This window comes from Georgenia sp. Z2081 (assembly GCF_055326445.1).
The window spans coordinates 1-16879 of the sequence record NZ_JBUZNK010000020.1; the positions used below are offsets into that span (position 1 = coordinate 1).

General features: G+C 72.7%; 18 protein-coding genes. 9 read left to right on the forward strand and 9 right to left on the reverse strand.

Annotated features, from left to right (window positions below; all coding sequences use genetic code 11):
* Positions 1-417, reverse strand: a 417-nt coding sequence (locus tag ACZLKG_RS16360; protein WP_463649333.1) for a YciI family protein, incomplete at its 3' end; no start/stop codon positions are given.
* A gap of 349 nt (positions 418-766) precedes the next feature.
* Here ACZLKG_RS16360 and ACZLKG_RS16365 point away from each other — a divergent pair.
* Positions 767-2149: an MFS transporter gene (locus ACZLKG_RS16365; protein WP_463649334.1), complete on the forward strand. Its 1383-nt coding sequence runs from the start codon at positions 767-769 to the stop codon at positions 2147-2149.
* Positions 2146-3132, forward strand: coding sequence for a sigma-70 family RNA polymerase sigma factor (locus ACZLKG_RS16370; protein ID WP_463649335.1), 987 nt, complete (start codon positions 2146-2148; stop codon positions 3130-3132). The genes ACZLKG_RS16365 and ACZLKG_RS16370 overlap by 4 nt, the downstream gene beginning before the upstream one ends.
* On the opposite strand, the gene ACZLKG_RS16375 is transcribed toward ACZLKG_RS16370, so the two are convergent.
* The 4 genes from ACZLKG_RS16375 to ACZLKG_RS16390 all read right to left on the reverse strand — a co-directional run bounded on the left by ACZLKG_RS16375 (position 3065) and on the right by ACZLKG_RS16390 (position 6325).
* Positions 3065-3580, reverse strand: coding sequence for a helix-turn-helix domain-containing protein (locus ACZLKG_RS16375; RefSeq protein ID WP_463649336.1), 516 nt, complete (start codon positions 3578-3580; stop codon positions 3065-3067). The genes ACZLKG_RS16370 and ACZLKG_RS16375 overlap by 68 nt on opposite strands.
* The gene (locus ACZLKG_RS16380; protein WP_463649337.1) at positions 3577-4284 is read right to left on the reverse strand and encodes a hypothetical protein; all 708 of its coding nucleotides are present in this window, start codon (positions 4282-4284) and stop codon (positions 3577-3579) included. The genes ACZLKG_RS16375 and ACZLKG_RS16380 overlap by 4 nt, the downstream gene beginning before the upstream one ends.
* A gap of 110 nt (positions 4285-4394) precedes the next feature.
* A complete protein-coding gene (locus ACZLKG_RS16385; RefSeq protein WP_463649338.1) occupies positions 4395-5312 on the reverse strand; it encodes an MBL fold metallo-hydrolase in 918 nt (305 codons plus the stop codon).
* Complete coding sequence (locus ACZLKG_RS16390; RefSeq protein WP_425709946.1) at positions 5309-6325, reverse strand: ABC transporter substrate-binding protein; 1017 nt, start codon at positions 6323-6325, stop codon at positions 5309-5311. The genes ACZLKG_RS16385 and ACZLKG_RS16390 overlap by 4 nt, the downstream gene beginning before the upstream one ends.
* 308 nt (positions 6326-6633) lie before the next feature.
* Here ACZLKG_RS16390 and ACZLKG_RS16395 point away from each other — a divergent pair, with 308 nt between their 5' ends.
* Genes ACZLKG_RS16395 through ACZLKG_RS16425 form a run of 7 tightly spaced genes read left to right on the forward strand, consistent with a single transcriptional unit; the run spans position 6634 to position 13768 of the window.
* A complete protein-coding gene (locus ACZLKG_RS16395) occupies positions 6634-7653 on the forward strand; it encodes a VOC family protein (protein WP_425709947.1) in 1020 nt (339 codons plus the stop codon).
* A gap of 3 nt (positions 7654-7656) precedes the next feature.
* A complete protein-coding gene (locus tag ACZLKG_RS16400) occupies positions 7657-8616 on the forward strand; it encodes a fumarylacetoacetate hydrolase family protein (protein WP_463649339.1) in 960 nt (319 codons plus the stop codon).
* Between the two features lie 60 nt (positions 8617-8676).
* Positions 8677-9645, forward strand: coding sequence for a cyclase family protein (locus ACZLKG_RS16405; protein ID WP_425709949.1), 969 nt, complete (start codon positions 8677-8679; stop codon positions 9643-9645).
* 56 nt (positions 9646-9701) lie between these two features.
* The gene (locus ACZLKG_RS16410) at positions 9702-10826 is read left to right on the forward strand and encodes an FAD-dependent monooxygenase (protein WP_425709950.1); all 1125 of its coding nucleotides are present in this window, start codon (positions 9702-9704) and stop codon (positions 10824-10826) included.
* Entirely contained in the window at positions 10823-11992 is a 1170-nt protein-coding gene (locus ACZLKG_RS16415) for an amidohydrolase family protein (RefSeq protein WP_463649340.1), read from the forward strand. Before ACZLKG_RS16410 ends, ACZLKG_RS16415 begins: the two co-directional genes overlap by 4 nt.
* A gap of 7 nt (positions 11993-11999) precedes the next feature.
* Complete coding sequence (locus ACZLKG_RS16420; protein ID WP_463649341.1) at positions 12000-12965, forward strand: fumarylacetoacetate hydrolase family protein; 966 nt, start codon at positions 12000-12002, stop codon at positions 12963-12965.
* On the forward strand, positions 12962-13768 hold the full coding sequence (locus tag ACZLKG_RS16425; protein ID WP_463649342.1) for an SDR family NAD(P)-dependent oxidoreductase: 807 nt from the start codon (positions 12962-12964) through the stop codon (positions 13766-13768). Before ACZLKG_RS16420 ends, ACZLKG_RS16425 begins: the two co-directional genes overlap by 4 nt.
* 61 nt (positions 13769-13829) lie before the next feature.
* Here ACZLKG_RS16425 and ACZLKG_RS16430 read toward each other — a convergent pair whose 3' ends face one another.
* The 4 genes from ACZLKG_RS16430 to ACZLKG_RS16445 all read right to left on the reverse strand — a co-directional run.
* Positions 13830-14603, reverse strand: a complete 774-nt coding sequence (locus ACZLKG_RS16430; RefSeq protein WP_425709954.1) for an SDR family NAD(P)-dependent oxidoreductase — start codon at positions 14601-14603, stop codon at positions 13830-13832.
* A complete protein-coding gene (locus tag ACZLKG_RS16435; RefSeq protein WP_425709955.1) occupies positions 14600-15586 on the reverse strand; it encodes a LysR family transcriptional regulator in 987 nt (328 codons plus the stop codon). Before ACZLKG_RS16435 ends, ACZLKG_RS16430 begins: the two co-directional genes overlap by 4 nt.
* Positions 15587-15740: 154 nt before the next feature.
* Positions 15741-16472 (reverse strand): DUF998 domain-containing protein, encoded by a 732-nt coding sequence (locus ACZLKG_RS16440; protein WP_463649343.1) that lies wholly within the window; start codon positions 16470-16472, stop codon positions 15741-15743.
* Positions 16473-16721: 249 nt separating this feature from the next.
* Positions 16722-16879 (reverse strand): integrase core domain-containing protein (locus tag ACZLKG_RS16445; RefSeq protein WP_463649344.1); only part of this gene is annotated, 158 nt, incomplete at its 5' end.

Below are 16879 nucleotides of genomic sequence, written 5' to 3' on the forward strand. Positions count from 1 at the left end.
GATGTCGGCCGCCTCCGTGGAGGTGACGGCGGGGGAGAGGAACGGGCGCAGCTCGAGCCACTCGCCGATGGGCCTGCCGTCCTTGCCGGGGGCGGCCGAGAGCTCGGCGGCCAGCTCGAGCGCCCGGTCGTGGGTGTCGACGTCGATGATCACCCATCCGGCCACGAGGTCCTTGGTCTCGGCGAACGGACCGTCGGTGACCGGCGGGCGCCCCTCGCCGTCGAACCGGACCCACGAGCCCTCGGGGGACAGCGCCTGACTGTCGACGAGCTCGCCGGAGTCCCGCAGCCGGCCGACGAAGGCGTCCATGTAGGCGAAGTGTGCGTCCATCTCCGCCTCGGACCACTCGTTCATGGGCGCGTCGTTCGGCGCCGTGGGGGCCCCGCGGTAGTGCTTGAGCATGAGGTACTTGGCCATGACGGACTCCTCCGGTGGGTGCGACCCAGTGTGGTCGCGTGCACCCCTGGGACGGAACCGGTCACGGATTCTCGACATCGGTGCGGTGGGCCTGGTCGCCGGTCCTCGGAGGTCCGCGGTCCGCGCCGGGGGGCGTGTCGAGCTCGTGGACCGGGCATGCGCCCACCGATGAGTTCTGCCTGCGCCAGGTATCTACCCCTGTGAGCCCGCCTGCGCCCGGACGGTCCGGGTGGCCCCGGCGGGCGAGAGAGGGGGCATCGTGGCGATCGAGCGAGCGAGTGCGAGTCCAGGTCCGAGCTCGAGTCCGAGTCCGAGTCCGAGTCCGAGCGCCACCCGGCCGACGACCCCCGTGCGCCGGGGCTGGGTGCTGGCGATCGTGTGCACGGCGATGTTCATGGGCGTGCTCGACTCGACGAGCGTGTACGCGGCGTTGCCCGAGATCGCGGTCGACCTGGGGTTCGAGCCGGCCGAGGCGCAGTGGGTGATCACGGCCTACGGGGTCTCGATCGGCGGGCTCCTGATCCTCGGCGGCCGGCTGGCCGACCATCTCGGCCGGCGCCGGGTCTTCCTGGCAGCGGTCGCGCTCTACGCGGGCGCGTCGCTCCTGTGCGGCCTGGCACCGACGAGCGGGCTGCTCGTCCTCGGTCGGGTGGTGCAGGGCGTCGGCGCGGCGGTGCTGACGCCGGCCGGTCTGTCGATCCTCATGGCGGTGTTCCCCGAGGGGCCGGAGCGCCACCGGGCGCTGGGCATCTGGGGCGGGCTCGGCGGCACGGGGGCGTCCGTCGGCCTGCTGCTCGGGGGCACGCTGACCGACTGGGCGGGGTGGCCCTGGATCTTCTTCACCAACGTCCCGGTGTGCCTGGTGGTGCTGCTCGTGGGCCCGGCGCTGCTGCCGGAGGGGGCCCGGTCACGGCAGCGGCTCGACGTCCCCGGCGCGGTGACGGCCACCGCCGCGCTCGTCGCCGTCCTGCTCGCCCTCTTCCGCGTGGCCGCACACGGCATCGACCCGCTCGTCGCTGCGCTCGGGGCCGCCGGAGTGGTCGTGGCCGGCCTGTTCGTCGTCGTCGAACGGCGGAGCCCGGCACCGCTGGTCCCGATGCGCATCTTCCGCTCACGGACGCTCGTCGGCGGCAACCTCGTCATCCTGCTCGCAGGGATCGCCGTCGACGGGCTGCTCATCCTGGTGACCCTCTACGTCCAGCACGTCCTCGGCCTCTCGGCCCTGCAGTTCGGCCTGACGACGGGGATCATGACCGTCACCTCGGTCGTCGCGGTCCTGGCGGGACAGCAGCTCGTCACCCGGTTCGGGTTCCGGGCCGTGGCCGGCGCCGGGATGACCCTGATGGCCGTGGCCGGCCTCCTGCTGAGCCGGCTGCGCCCCTGCGGCACGATGGCCGAGGACCTGCTGGCAGGGCTTATCGTGTTCGGCGTCGGCATGGGCGCCGCGTTCGTCGCCGGCCAGATCGCGGCGCTCGCCGACGTTCCCGAGCACGACGCCGGACTGGCGGCCGGCGTCGAGGAGACGTCCTTCGCCGTCGGCACGACGATGGGTGCGGCGCTGGCCTCGGCCGTCGCGATCGGGCACGCGACGCGCGGCGCGACGGATGTCCCGTCCGCCGCAGCCCTCACCGACGGGTTCGCCGTGGCGTTCCTCGTGCTCGCCGCCCTGGCGATCCTCGGCGCCGCCGTGTCGGCGGTCCTGCTGCGCCGGCCACGTACGGTGGCGGCGTGAGGACCACGGACGCGGAGTTCGAGCGGCGCACGCGCTCCTACCGTCCGGAGCTGCTCGCGCACGCCTACCGCATGCTCGTGTCGATCCACGAGGCCGAGGACGCCGTGCAGGAGACGTACCTGCGCGCGTGGCGCGGGTTCGAGTCGTTCGAGGGCCGCTCGTCGGTGCGGAGCTGGCTCTACCGGATCGCGACCACCGCCGCCCTGCGCGCGCTGGAGAACCGCGGTCGCCGGGCGCTGCCCACCGGCCTCGGCGGACCCGCCGACGACCCGTCGGCCGACCTGGTCCAGTGGCCCGAGCTGCCGTGGCTCGAGCCCGCGCCGGACGCCATGCTCGCGGGCGCGATCGGCGCGGACGACCCGCTCGCCGCGGTCACGCGCCGGCAGAGCGTGCGGCTCGCGTTCGTCGCGGCGCTCCAGCACCTGCCCTCCCGCCAGCGGGCGGTCCTCGTCCTGCGCGAGGTCCTCGGGTTCGCCGCCGCGGAGGTGGCGCAGATGCTCGGGACCACCCCGGCAGCCGTCAACAGCGCCCTCCAGCGCGCACGCGCCCAGCTCGAGCGCGTCCGGCCCGACGAGGGCGACGTCGTCGAGCCCGGCTCGCCCGAGCAGCGCGCCCTGCTCGAGCGGTATGTCGAGGCGATGCACGCCAACGACATGGCAGCGCTCGTCGGCGTCCTCACCGAGGACGCCGTGTACGAGATGCCGCCCTTCCCGGCCTGGTTCCGCGGCGCGCGCACGATCGGCGAGATGGTGGACGCCCAGAGCCCCGCGCAGAGACCGGGCGACCACGTCCTCGTGCCGACGGCTGCCAACGGTCAGGCGGCCTTCGGGCTCTACCTGCCCGACGAGCACGGCGTGCACCGCGCCTTCAACATCCAGGTCCTCGACGTGACGGGCGCGGGCATCTCGCACATCGTCATCTTCTTCGACCTGCGGCTGTTCGCCCGGTTCGGGCTGCCGGAGGTGCTGCCGCCGGCGAGCTGAGGTCCACGGCGCTGACCAGGCGTTCCATCCGGTGCACGAGTGCCGCCGACGGTGAGACCGTGCCCGAGCGGTACGTCGACAGCCTGCTCCTCGACGTCCCGATCCGCGTGGCGAAGTCGGCCATCGACAGACCGGAACGGGTCACGAGCTCGCTGACCCGGGCGGCGACCGCGGCCCGGTCGATCTCCTCGGCACGACCACGCGCGCGGGCGATCGCCCGTCGGAGCAGCGGTGCGAGCCCTGCCGGAGACTCGTACCCGAGATAGTCCTCGACCTGCCGGGCGACCGGCCCCCACGGGTCCCGCCCTATCTCGCGAGTCACGGCCGACCAGTCACGGATCGAGCCGCGGTCGAGGATCGCGACGAGCGCCTCGTAGGGCCACGTGTCCAACGGTGCGTCCGGATCGACGTCGACGTTGCGTGCCAGGCGTGCGAGGTGCGCGGTCATGTGGCGTCCTCCTCGACGATCTCCAGCAGCGCGTCCGCGAGCTCGGCGCAGGCGCGGACGACCTCCGACCACTCGTGCCAGCGAGGCTCGAGGTTCTTGTACCGGGCGAGCTCGCCGCTTAGCCGACTGTCGCGCGGTGCCGGCTCGGAGAGCCGGAGGACGAGCGTGGTGAGCACGGAGTCGTCCTCGCCGGACCGGTCCGCGTAGTAGTCGTCCATCTCTGCGAGCACCTGCGCCGCGACCTCCGTGCCGGTCCGGGCGGCGAGCGCGACGGTGTCGAGGTAGTCGCGCACGGCATTGCGCTGGACGACGAGGTAAGCCTTGACGCGCAGCATCTCCGGCAGGGTGGGAACCCGGACCGTCCGATCCTCGCCGACGCTCACCTCCTCCACCTCGAGCGGACGGGTGCGGCGTAGCTGGCGGAGTCCTGCCTCGATCCCGTCGAGCGATCCGAGCAGCGTCAGCGGTGGGCTGCTCGCGCGGACGGAGGTGACCCAGCCCTCGCTCGCCTCGACCGCCTCGACGATCTCCGCGTAGCGCGCCGCGAGGTCGGACATCACGTGGTCGTGGTCCAGCGACAGCCGGTGGCCGGCGTGCAGAGCCGAGGCGGTGCCACCGACCAGGACGGCCTCGGGAACGATGTCCTGCAGGCGGGAGGCCGAGCGCAGGACGTCCTCGAGGTTCGGGCCGGACGACTGATCCATGGGTGGATGGTATCGGAACTGATACGAGGCTCCGAGTGGCTCACGCGCAGGATCTTGCTGCGACGCGGACCCGCCCTGAAGTACGGCCCGCCAGCCGGGCCGCCCCGCACCTACGCGCGCGTGGCCAGCAGCCCGCCGTTGAGCTCGACCATGTCGCGGAACGCCGCTACGGGGTCGAGCGCGTGGGTGGCGTCGAGGTCCCGGTAGGCTACGTGCAGGTTGCCCGCGATCCGTTCGGGGTCGATGAGGCCGCCGAACCTGCCCAGATCGGTGTCCCGTGCGCACTCCAGCGGCGTGAGCCCGGCGGCGAGCCCGCGTCCGGCCGCCTCGAGGACGAGCTCGAGGTACTCCGCGACGTCGTCGATCACATCGCGCCCGGCGATCTCCCCGTGCCCCGGCACCACCGTGGTGGCAGCGAGCGTGCGCAGCTCGTCTAGGGCTGTCAGCCAGCCCGTGACCGAGCCCGACAGTGCGAACGGCGTCCCGCCCTCGAACACGAGGTCGGCGGCCAGCAGCAGGCTGCGCTCGGGGAACCACACGTACGCGTCGCCGGTGGTGTGGGCGATGACGCCGGGGTGGCGGACCTCGATCGGCTCGTCGCCCCGGGTCAGCGTGAGCCCGGTCTCGAACGTGCGGCCCGGTACGACGGCGTGGGCGTCGCCCACCGTGATCGGCTCGAACACGCCCGGCGGGGCGTGCACCGGGGCCTCGAGCGCGGCCGCCGTCGCCGCGTGGGAGACGACCTCGGCGCCGGTCACGAGGGAGGAGCCGGTGCAGTGGTCGGGGTGGGCGTGCGTGAGGAGCAGGAGGTCCACGCGGCGTCCCTCGACGCCGTGGCCGGTCGTCGTGGCGACGGCGTCGAGGTAGTCCCGGGTGCGGCGCTCCGTCGACGTCACGTCGACGCTCACCAGCCCCTGGTCCGTCTCGACGACGGCCATGTTGTTGACCATCCACCCGCCGTCGGGCTGGATGTACGCCCAGACGCCGTCGCCGAGGTCGGTCATGCGCGGGCTGCGGCCCTGGCTCACTCCACCACCAGCGCCATCACGTCGACGACCTCGCTCGTGAACCCGAACTCGGCCATGAGCTCGGCCATCCGCTCGAGGGCCGGGATGTTGAGCTCGGAGGTGAACTCGGCGAGTACGAGGTTGTCCGCCGCTTCCTGGGGGATGTCCATGACGTCCGGCAGGACGTCGCGCACGAGCTGGTCGTCCTCGCCGACCAGCGCCATGGTCTCTTCGACGGCCGCCCGGAACGCCTCGACGAGCTCCGGATTCTCCTCGGTGGTCGCCACGCTCGTGTAGCTGAGCATGGCGGGCTGGCCGCCCTCGATCGACTCGACGTAGGGGTAGAGGATCACCTCGTGTCCGGCCGCCTGGGCCTGCCCGAGGAACGGCTCGACCAGCAGTGCGGCGTCGACCTGCCCGTTCTCCAGCTGAGCCTGGGCATCCGGGAAAGGAATCTCGACCAGCTCGACCGCCTCCGGGTCGCCGCCCGCCAGCCGCACGGATTCGCGGAGCGCGAGCTCGGGCTGGGACAGCAGGGTGTTGGCGGCGACCGAGCGGCCGCCCAGGTCGGAGGCGTCCGCGATGTCGGAGTCGGCGGAGACGACGAGGCCGAACGCGTCGGCGCCCTCCGCCGCGCTGTCGACCCAGCCGGACACGATGCGGGTCTCGATGCCCTCGGCCTGCGCGAGGAGGACCGAGACCGGGTTGCCGACGGCGAAGTCCAGCTCGCCGGACAGGACGGCGGGCAGCGTGGCGCCACCGCCCTGGCCCGAGACGACCTCAACGTCGAGGCCGTGCGCCTCGAAGATCCCTTCCTGGATGCCGACCTGGATCGGCTGGGAGTCCGCGATCGGCAGGACGCCGACCCTGATCGAGGTCAGCTCGTCCGAGGCGGCGGCCCCCTCGGAGCCGCCCTCCGCCCCGGAGGCATCGTCGTCGGACTCGTCCCCACCACCGCCGCAGGCGACGAGCGTGAGGGCGGTGGCGGTCAGCAGTCCGGCGAGGGCGGCGCGACGGGGGGTTCGAGCAGTCATCTGGCTCTCCTTCGAGCAGGTGCAGGGGAGGCGATCGTGACAGGCGCGGGCGCGACTGCCCATCGCTCGCTCGCATACCTGGGATCGACGGCGCGGATATGTAGGTCCGCGGTTCGTCCTCGTAGGCCGACCGGAGGAGACGTGGATCTCGCCGCCGGGTGATCGTCGACGACGAAGTATCGATCGGACGAATAAATGGGATGGATGGGACCGCTTGGTGTCGGGGAAGGATCCGCCCACACTCGGGGCATCGCACACCGACGTGCCTCGCGGCGTTGCCGCGGCACCCGTCCCGGAAGGACCCGACGATGGAGAAGCTCCTCGCTCACCTCTCGCACCTGGAGATCGCGAGCCCCGACGTTGCGGCCTCTGCCGCGTTCTACGTCGACAAGTTCGGCATGCGGATCATCGAGGAGGTCGACGGGAAGGCGTACCTGCGCTGCTGGGGCGATCACCAGCGGTACAGCCTCGTCATCTCGCCGGGGGCCGAGCCGGCGCTGGTGACGATGGCCTGGCGGACCACGTCCGCTGAGGCGCTCGAGGAGGCCGGCCGTCGGGTCGCCGCCACGGGCACCGACGTCGCGTGGGCCGACCGCGGCGCGCACATCGGGCGCAACGCCCGGTTCGTGGGCCCCGGTGGGCACGACATGACTCTCTTCTGGGAGACGGAGCGGTTCTGGGCGGAGGGTGAGCTCGCCTCGCAGTACCCGGACCGCCCGGAGCGCCGGTCGGCCCACGCGGGCGCGCCGCGGTTCCTCGACCACGTCACGGTCGCGACGGCGGACGTGCGCGCCTTCACGGCCTGGTACAGCGAGACGCTCGGCTTCCGGACCATGGCCTTCACCGACCTCGACGAGGCGCCGGTCACCGTCTTTGCCGTCCTCACGACCAACGAGAAGTCGCACGACCTCGGGGTCGTGCTGGACACCTCGGACCGGGCGGGCCGGGTCAACCACATCGCGTTCTGGGTCGACACTCGCGAGGAGCTGTTGATCTCCGCCGACGTGCTCATGGAGCGCGGCACGCCGATCGAGTACGGGCCCTCGATCCACGGCATCGGGGAGCAGTCCTTCCTCTACTTCCGTGAGCCGTCCGGTCTGCGGGTCGAGCTGAACTCCGGTGGCTACCGCAACTATGTGCCGGACTGGGAGCCCCACACCTGGCTGCCGGCCGAGGGGTCGAACAACTTCTACCGGAACGGTTCGATGCCGATGTCGATGACGGAGTCGTTCCCGGACGCCGACGGCCTCACCGCCACCGAGGAGGGCGCCTCGCCCGAGATGAAGGCCGCGATCCTCGGCGCCTACTCCGAGCACGGCAAGGGCTGACGCGTGGTTTTCGCACTCGCACGCCTGCGCTCGGACGGCAGCGCGCGCCTCGCCCTCGTCGTCGGCGAGCGGATCCGGGAGCTCCCCGACGACGTCGTCGCCGACCTGGGAGGATCGCTCAACGCGATCCTCGCGGACATCGGCGGGGCCACGCCGCGACTGGAGGCACTCGCCGCCGACGACTCGGCCCACTGGCGGACCGTCGACGAGGTGACGCTCCTCGCGCCGGTGGAGCCCCGGCAGGTCATCCAGGCCGGCGCCAACTACCGCAAGCACGTCATCGACCTCGGGGTCGCGCACCGCGACCCCGCCGACGGCAGGAGCGAGGAGGAGGTGCGCGCCGAGACCGCCGCGATGATGGACGAGCGGGCCGCGACCGGCATCCCGTACTTCTTCCTCGGGCTGCCCACCGTCATCGCCGGCCCGCACGAGGACCTCGTCCTGCCCGCCGGCAATCCCACGCACGACTGGGAGCTCGAGCTCGCCGCTGTCATCGGCCGGCCGGCATTCCGCGTGAGCGTGGACGAGGCGCTGAACCACGTCGCCGGTTACACGATCGTCAACGACATCACCACGCGGAACCTCGTGTTCCGCAAGGACATGGACGCGATCGGCACGGACTGGTTCCGGGCCAAGAACCAACCGGGCTTCCTGCCCGCCGGGCCCTACCTGGTCCCGGCCGACCAGGTCGGCGACACGCAGACGCTCCGCGTCACGCTCCGGCTCAACGGGGAGGTGATGCAGGACGAGGGTACGGACGACATGATCTTCACCGTCGCCCAGCTGCTCTCGCACGCCTCGCAGACCACGACCCTTCTGCCGGGCGACCTGCTGCTCACCGGGTCCCCGTCCGGTAACGGCGCCCATTGGGGGCGGATGCTCCGCGCGGGCGACGTGATGGAGGGCGAAATCACCGGCCTCGGCCGGCAGGTCGTCCGCTGCCGAGACGAGGCCCGCGCATGACCACGGTCGTCGAGTGTGCGGTGCGTGCCCCTCGAGCGTGCGGATCGTGAAGGAGGCGTCGTGAGCACCGAGGACGAGAGCCGGGCCGCCGAGGCGATCGTGGCCGCCGCCGCGCGCGTGTCCAACTGGGGCCGATGGGGGGACGACGACCGCCTCGGTACTCTCAACCACGTGGGCGCCGCCGACCGCGTCCGCGCAGCCGGGCTCGTCCGCACGGGCGAGGTGCACTCGCTCGCCCAACCCTTCTCGAGCGAGGGCCCGCAGAAGGGGTGGCGCCGCCGCACGAACCCGGTCCACACGATGACCGACACCGGCGTCGAGGCCGTCCACGGCGACCAGGGCTTCCCGCACGGGTTCGGTGGCGCCGACGACGTCATCGCCATGCCGCTGCAGTGCTCGACCCAGTGGGACGGACTCGGCCACATCTTCGACCACGGGCGGGCATGGAACGGGCGCTCGGCCGCCGTCGTCACCTCCGAGGGCGACTCCGTCACCGGCATCGAGACCACCGCGGAGCAGTTCGTCGCCCGCGGGGTCCTGCTCGACGTCGGCGCGGCCCTCGGGAGCGACGGCGAACTCCCGGACGGGTTCGCCATCACTCCCGACCACCTCGAGGCGACGATCGCCGCGCAGGGTGAGAGCTCCGCCGTCGGGCGCGGCGACGTCCTGATGATCCGGACCGGCCACTACACGCGAGCGCGCCGCGACGGCTGGGGCGACTACGCCGGAGGCCCCGCGCCCGGCATGTCGTTCACCAGTCTCGACTGGGTGCACGCCCGCGAGGTGTCGGCGCTCGCCACCGACACGTGGGGCGCCGAGGTCCGGCCGCCGGAGCTGCCCGGCGCGTTCCAGCCGTTCCACCAGGTCGCCATCCCGCACATGGGACTGTTCCTGGGGGAGATGTGGGCCCCGGACGGCCTCGCCGCCGCCTGCGCGGTCGACGGGCGCTACGACTTCCTGCTCGTCGCCCCCACGCTGCCGATCGTCGGCGCCGTGGGCTCACCGACCAACCCGCTCGCCATCCGATAGCACCGGCCACCGCGCGCACACGCCCACCCAGCCGTCCATACGAAGGAGTACACGACATGGCTGCCATCACCACCGTTGGCATCGTCGGGGCCGGGGCCGCCGGCACCACCCTCGCCGCCTACCTCGCCCGCGGCGGAATCGACGTCGAGGTCCTCGAACGCACCCCCGAGCCCTCCACGCTCGGCTCCGGCCTGACCCTGCAGGGCAACGCCCTGCGTCTGCTCAAGGACCTCGGCGTGTGGGAACAGCTCGAGTCCCACGGCTACGGGTTCTCCGAGCTCGGCATCCGGGCCCCCGACCCGGACGGCACCGTGCTCACGGTCATGGACGACATGCGAACCGGGGGCCCCGACCTGCCCTCGACACTCGGGATCTACCGACCGGACCTCGCCCGCATCGTCCGCGAGCGGGCCGCCGAGCTGGGCGCCCGCTTCGTGTACGGCGCTCAGGTCGAGGGGCTCGACGACGACGGTGAGGACGTCACCGTCCACCTCGCCGACGGCACGACCAGCCGCTACGCCCTCGTCGTCGGTGCCGACGGGCTGCACTCCACGGTGCGCTCCCTCATCGGCATCACCGAGGAACCGCGACGGACCGGGATGGGCATCTGGCGGGCATTCGTCCCGCGCCCGGCCGAGGTCACCCGCACGGACCTCGTCTACGGCGGTCCGGTCTACATCGCCGGCTACTGCCCGACGACGGACGACACCTGCTACGCCTACCTGGTCGAGGACGTCCAGGACCGCACGGGCGCGGACGGGCCGGCGATCATGCGCGAGCTCGCCGCCGGCTACGGCGGCCCCTGGAAGGAGATCCGCGAGTCGATCGACGACGGGGCGAACGTCAACTACACGTCCTTCACGACCCACTTCGTCGAAGGCGACTGGCACCGTGGCCGGGTGGTGATCATCGGCGACGCCGCCCACTCCTGCCCCCCGACGATCGCCCAGGGTGCGGCGCAGTCGTTCGAGGACGCCGCCGTGCTCGCCGAGCTGCTCCTCGGCACCGAGACCCTGGACGACGCGCTGTTCGCCGAGTTCCTCGAGCGGCGACGCGCCCGCGCGAAGCGGGTCGTCGAAGCCTCGACCCAGCTCGGCCAGTGGCTGCTCGACCACGACCGCAGCGGCGACCCGGGCGCCCTCATCGGTGAGATCGGTGCGCTCGTGAGCGAGCCCGCGTGACGGGGAGCCACGGGGCGCAGCTGGCCGGCCCGGTCGTCGACCTCCACGCGCATGTCCTGCTGCCCGAGCTCTCGGCGCTCGCGGCCCGGCTCGACCCGGCCGCGGCGGCACGCCAGGGCGCGCTCGACGTCTGGCGCCAGGGGGAGGAGTCGATCGCCGTGAGCGGGGCGATGCTCGGCGACCGCCTCCCGCGCCTGACCGACGTGGCCCGGCGCCTGGCCGACATGGACACGGCCGGCGTCGACGTCCAGGTCGTCTCCGCCTCGCCGAACCACTATGCCTACTTCCTGGGCGAGGACGCCGCACGGGAGTACTACCCGGAGGCCAACCGCCTGGTCGCGGCGCACGTCGCCGAGGCGCCGGACCGGCTGCTCGGGCTCGGCCTGGTCCCGCTCCAGCATCCGAAGCTGGCTGCCGACGTGCTGCGGTCAGCCGTGCGTGACCACGGCCTGAGGGGCGTGGAGATCGGCTCCTTCGCGCCGCGGCCCTCGGCGGGTGGCGCGGCGGTCGCGCACGAGGATGCGGACGCAGCTGCCCCCGCGGGAGCGAGGGCCGCAGGTGGCGGAGCCGCGGTCGACGGGCCCGAGGGCGAGACCGACGTCGCCGGTACGGTCGAGCTCTCCGACCCGGCGCTCGACCCGTTCTGGGCGGCCGCGCTCGAGACAGGTGCAGTCATCCTCCTGCACCCGTTCGGAAGCCCCCAGGGCAGCAGGCTCGACCGGTACAACCTGTCGAACACCGTCGCCCAGCCGGCCGAGAACGCGACCGCGCTGTCCCACCTCATCTTCTCGGGCGTGCTCGACCGCCATCCCGGCCTCGCGCTCGTCGCCGCGCACGCCGGTGGCTACCTCCCGACCGCCATCGGCCGCTCCGACCGGGCGTGGCGCGTCCGACCCGAGGCGCGGACGTGCGCACGCACCCCGTCCAGCTACCTCTCCGAGCTCTACTACGACTCGCTGACGCACGACCAGGCCCAGCTCGCGGCGCTCGTCGCGCAGGTCGGGGCCGACCGGGTGGCGCTCGGTTCCGACCACCCGTTCGACATGGGTGAGGATGACCCGGTGGCAGCCGTGCGCGCCGCACACCTGAGCGACGATGACACGGAAAGCATTCTGCGCGGCACCGCCGCTGCGCTGGGACTGAACCCACGACCGACCAGGAGATGAGCACGACATGGTGAAGCTCGCCCGCTGGACCGACGGCGACGAGCCGTTCGACGGCTTCGTCGACGGCGAGACCGTCTGGGCCCTGAGCGACGGGAGCACCACCCTCGACCTGGTGCGTCGCGGCCTTGCCGCCACTCTCAAGGTCGCCGCAGCGACTATCGGGCACGGGGAGGGCCGCCCGCTGGTGCACGTCGAGCTCCGCACTCCGCTCGACCCGCCGAGCGTGCGCGACTTCGTGGCCTTCGAGCAGCACGTCGAGGGCGTCGCCGTGGCGATGGGCCACGGTGGCGTCGTGCCCGAGTGGTACGAGGCGCCGACCTTCTACTTCACCAACCCCCACACGCTGCGGGCCACCGGCGAGGAGATTCCCGTGCCCGCGGGGTGCGAGGTCCTCGACCTCGAGGCGGAGGTCGCCGTGGTGGTCGGCGGCGGGACCGACGACGACGGCCGCTCGCTCGATCCGGAGCGGGCGGCAACGAGGATCTTCGGTTTCACCGTGTTCAACGACTGGTCCGCGCGCGACCTGCAGCGCCGGGAGATGAAGGTGTCGCTCGGGCCGGCCAAGGGCAAGGACTTCGCCGGCACCCTGGGTCCGTGGATCGTCACCGCCGACGAGCTCGCCGACCGGGTCGGGCCGGACGGCTTCCACGATCTGCCCGTGCGGGCGGAGATCAATGGCGAGGTCCTGGGGGAGGACACTACCGCCCACATGGGCTGGACGTTCGCCGAACTCGTCACGTACGCGTCCGCGGACTCCCGCGTGGTGTCCGGAGACGTCCTCGGCTCGGGCACGGCCGGCGGCGGCTGCCTGGCCGAGCTCTGGGGCCGCCGCGGCGAGCAGGTGCCCCCGCCCCTGACCGAGGGCGACGAGGTGCGGGTCGTCGTCGACGGGATCGGGGAGGTCGTCAACCGGGTGGGCGCTCGTCGAGCGGGCAGCCAGCTGATCCCCGCACGGAACCGGCGGACCCCGTGAGCGTCCCGGACCCGCGCGCGGGCACCGCCGGCCGTGCGGACGGCGGGCAGCAGGGCCGCGGCGCCTCGCCCGAGCCCCTCGCCGGCCGGGTCGTCGTCGTCACCGGGGCGCTCGGCGGCATCGGCGCCGCCCAGGCGACGCTGCTGCGGAACCAGGGCGCCGTCGTCGTGCCCACGGACCTCGCCGAGACCTCCGAGGTGCCCGGCTACCGGCACCTCGACGTCGCCGACCGCGCGTCCTGGGAGGCGCTCGCCGAGGAGCTGCGGGACGCGCACGGGCGCGTGGACGGCCTGGTGAACAACGCCGGCCTCACGCGTCGGCATCGGCTCCTCGAGGTCGACGCCGGAGACCTGCGCGAGCTGTTCGACGTCAACGTCGTCGCGTCGCTGCACGGCACCCAGACGCTCGTCCCGCTCATGCCGCGGGGTGCGTCGATCGTCGAGATCGGCTCGCTCGCCGCCGTCACGGCTCACTACACGACCGCCTACACGGTCTCGAAGTGGGCGCTGCGCGGCCTGGCCCAGGTTGCGGCGCTCGAGCTCGGCGACCGGGGCATCCGCGTTAACACCGTCCACCCCGGGTTCATCGACACCCCGATGACCTCCGGTGCGCCCGCGGCGTTCCGGGAGGCGTCGACCACGATGACGCCGCTGGGCCGGGCCGGGCTGCCGGCCGAGGTCGCCTCCGTCGTCGCGTTCCTACTCTCCGACGCCGCCGCCTACGTCACGGGCACTGACATCCCCGTCGATGGCGGGCAGCACGGCCACGGGGGCGCGAAGGTCGTTTCCGACGCCCTGCGCTGAGCTCGCCCGGCGTCGTCCGGATTGCTGGCGTGCCCTGCTGTCAGCCCGGCGTGCCCTCTCGTCAGCCTGGCAGCACGGACGACCAGCCGCCGTCGACGACGAGGTTCTGGCCCGTGATGTAGCCGGCCTCTTCGCTTGCCAGGAACAGGGCGACCGGGGCGACGTCGTCGGGCGTGCCGACGCGGCCCAGGGGGATCGCGCGAGCGATGGAGGACATCGGGTGGTCCGGCGCGAGCAGGTTGCCCGCGGACTGGGGCGTGGCGATCATGCCCGGGGACACGCAGTTGACCCGGATGCCGTGCGCGGCGCCCTCGGCGGCGAGCTGCCTGGTCATCGCAACTACGGCGCCCTTGGTCGCGGTGTGCGCCAGGCGCGTGTTCGTCACCGACCCCGTGATGCCGGCCGTCGAGCCGACGAGCACAACGGATGCCCCGCCGCGCGAGGCGAGGTGGTGCCAGAGCGCGCGTACCGGGAGGAACACGACGTCGACCTCGTGGGCGTGGTTCCAGTGCCACTCGTCCAGGGTGATGTCGGCGACCGGCCCGAACCGCGTGACGGCCGCGTTCGCGTAGAGGATGTCCACTCCGCCGTCGGTGACCACATTCGCGGCCCACGCCGCGACCGCCGCCTCGTCGGTGAGGTCGAGCGGCGCCGTCGATGTCATCTCGCCACCGGCCGACCGCACGAGAGCCGTCGTCTCGGCGTCGCCCTCGGCGTCGATGTCGCACCCGATCACGTGCGCACCTTCGGCCGCGAAGAGCAGGGCCGCTGCTCGGCCCTGCCCGCTGGCCGTCCCTGTGATGACGGCGCGTCTGCCTGCCAGGCGTCCGGTCATGACCGGTCCTCCGTGGGTGAGTGATCGTGCGGGTCGGTGACGGCGAAGACGGCGTCCGGCGGTGCGGCGTCGTCGATGATGACCTGGAGGCTGCGGCACGCCCTCTGGACGACACCGCGCAGCCAGCTGTTCGCCGCGTCGTCGGTCGTCGACCGGTGCCAGAACATCGCCTCGACGAGCGCGGTCTCGTGCTCCTCGGGCAGGGCGATGATCGCGATCCGCCCCGTCGGCCGGACGCGCTCGGCCAGCATGCGCGGGACGAGCGCGACGAGGTCGGTTCCCTCGACCAGCAGCGGCAGCGAGAGCAGCCCAGTCACCTGGGCGACGACCTCCGGGCGGAGGCCCACCAGGTCGAAGAGTCGGTCGGCCGGGGTGACGACGTTGGTACCGAAGCGTCCGATGGCATGGGGGTAGCCGGCGGCGTCCCGCAAGGTCGGTGCGGGCAGGTCGAGCAGCGGGTGGTGCGCATCGACGACGGCGACGAACTCGTCGCGGAAGACGAGCTTGCGCTCGCCGTCGATTCCGTAGCCCGTCGGGGAGATGACGAGGTCGACCGAGGTCGGGTCCAGGGCGTCGGTGACGTCGGTCGTGTTGGGGACGAAGTTGATGACGGCACCCGGGGCCTCTTCCGCGAGCACCTGGCGCAGGGGGCGCACGAGCAGGGTGGAGACGAAGTCGGAGCACGCGATCGTGAACGAGCGCGTCGTGGTGGCGGGGTAGAACCCGCCCGCGGGGTGGGCGGCCTGGTCGACGGCCGCGAGGGCGGACTCGACGGCGGAAACGAGCTCGACGGCGAGGGGCGAGAGCTCGTAGGTGCGGCCGACCCGGACGAGAAGCTCGTCGTCGTAGTGGGACCGGAGGCGCGCCAGAGCCGCGGAGACCGCCGGCTGACTGAGCCCGACGCGCTCGGCAGCGCGGGAGACGTTGCGCAGCTCGAGGAGTGCCTGCAGCGTCGGCAGCAGGTTGAGGTCGAGCGGCGCCATGTCTCCACGGTAGTGGCCGGAATGATGTCCGGCGTGGCTCAGCTATCGACGAGCCTGATAGGCGGCCTTGGTGCGGTCGATGGCGCGACGGGGGCGTCGGAGGCCCGGCCGGCGTGGCTCGGACGAGGGTGCAGGTTCAGACGACGCTGCTGGCTCAGACGCGGCTGGTTGCACCGACGTCGGATGGGGTCCCAGGACTGTGCTGCGCGGGCCGGGCGCCCGGCCCGCGTCGGGTCAGGAGGAGCGTGGCGCCGAGCATCGACGCCCACAGGGGGAGCGGCCACAGCGTGAGCCGCTCGGGGATCGACCAGTTCTGGTCTATCGACACCAGGGTGACCGTGACGATCGCGGCGATCAGGCAGAACACCCCGATCCCGACGCCGAGACCGCCCACCGTGCGCAGCGCACCGCTCTCGTGCGCGACCTGGAACGCGAGCAGCGTGGTGGCTGCGGGTGCGAAGAAGAAGATCGGGACCGACACGAGCGAGTGCAGGTCGATGACCGTGTCGATCGGGACGAGCGCGGTGCCGATCGCGCTGACTCCCGCGCACACGAACAGTGCACGCGTGAGGGCGCGCAGCCGGGTCGGCGGCAGCACGGTGCTCACGAGCCACGCACCGGTCGCCAGCAGGATGCCGAACGCCGCGAACGCCCCGTTCATCAGCGGGTGCCACGGCGAGCAGACCTCGACCCAGTCCCAGCGGTAGGGGATCCACGTGCAGGTGGACGCGCCGAGGTCGGAGATCGTGTGGGTGAGGAACGAGAACGGCGCGGTCACGCGCGAGGCGACGACCACCTCGACCAGCCAGTACAGCGGCAGGATCGTCCAGACGGCCGCGCCGACGACGGCGGCCCGGGTCACGGGTCGGGGGGTGGCGCCGGGCACCTGGTCTCCTCGGGTCGTGCCGGGTCGGGGGTTGTCCGGCGTCCGTGCTGACGACGTCCGTCGTCACCCGCACAGGCTCGCCGCCCGGGCGGTCGTGGTCAAACGATGCGGGCGGGAAGTTCAGCCCGGAGCGCCGGGCGGGCGCGGGGCCGCGGCCGGGCCGGCGTCGTCGAGGCCTGTGCTGGTGGGTGGGGGTGTCCCGTCGTCGGGTCGAGTTGAACCGCCCTGGGTCTCCCGGAGGGTGGTTGTTTACGCGGCCTCCGAGTTCGGGGCTGCGGTCGTAGCCTGCCGGTGAGCGTTCTCGAACTCAATGGGGGGCACGTGTCCGACCGACGAGTGCAGGCGTCCGTGGTTGTACCAATGGACCCATCGGGCGACCTGCCACTCGACCTCGGCGTGGTTCTTCC

What these genes read in the sequence shown, in the direction of transcription:
- ACZLKG_RS16375 (WP_463649336.1), bottom strand. Translation starts at nt 3,580, where the DNA reads ATGACCGCGCACCTCGCACGCCTGGCACGCAACGTCGACGTCGATCCG.
- ACZLKG_RS16380 (WP_463649337.1), bottom strand. Translation starts at nt 4,284, where the DNA reads ATGGATCAGTCGTCCGGCCCGAACCTCGAGGACGTCCTGCGCTCGGCC.
- ACZLKG_RS16390 (WP_425709946.1), bottom strand. Translation starts at nt 6,325, where the DNA reads ATGACTGCTCGAACCCCCCGTCGCGCCGCCCTCGCCGGACTGCTGACC.
- ACZLKG_RS16395 (WP_425709947.1), top strand. Translation starts at nt 6,634, where the DNA reads ATGGAGAAGCTCCTCGCTCACCTCTCGCACCTGGAGATCGCGAGCCCC.
- ACZLKG_RS16410 (WP_425709950.1), top strand. Translation starts at nt 9,702, where the DNA reads ATGGCTGCCATCACCACCGTTGGCATCGTCGGGGCCGGGGCCGCCGGC.
- ACZLKG_RS16420 (WP_463649341.1), top strand. Translation starts at nt 12,000, where the DNA reads ATGGTGAAGCTCGCCCGCTGGACCGACGGCGACGAGCCGTTCGACGGC.
- ACZLKG_RS16430 (WP_425709954.1), bottom strand. Translation starts at nt 14,603, where the DNA reads ATGACCGGACGCCTGGCAGGCAGACGCGCCGTCATCACAGGGACGGCC.
- ACZLKG_RS16435 (WP_425709955.1), bottom strand. Translation starts at nt 15,586, where the DNA reads ATGGCGCCGCTCGACCTCAACCTGCTGCCGACGCTGCAGGCACTCCTC.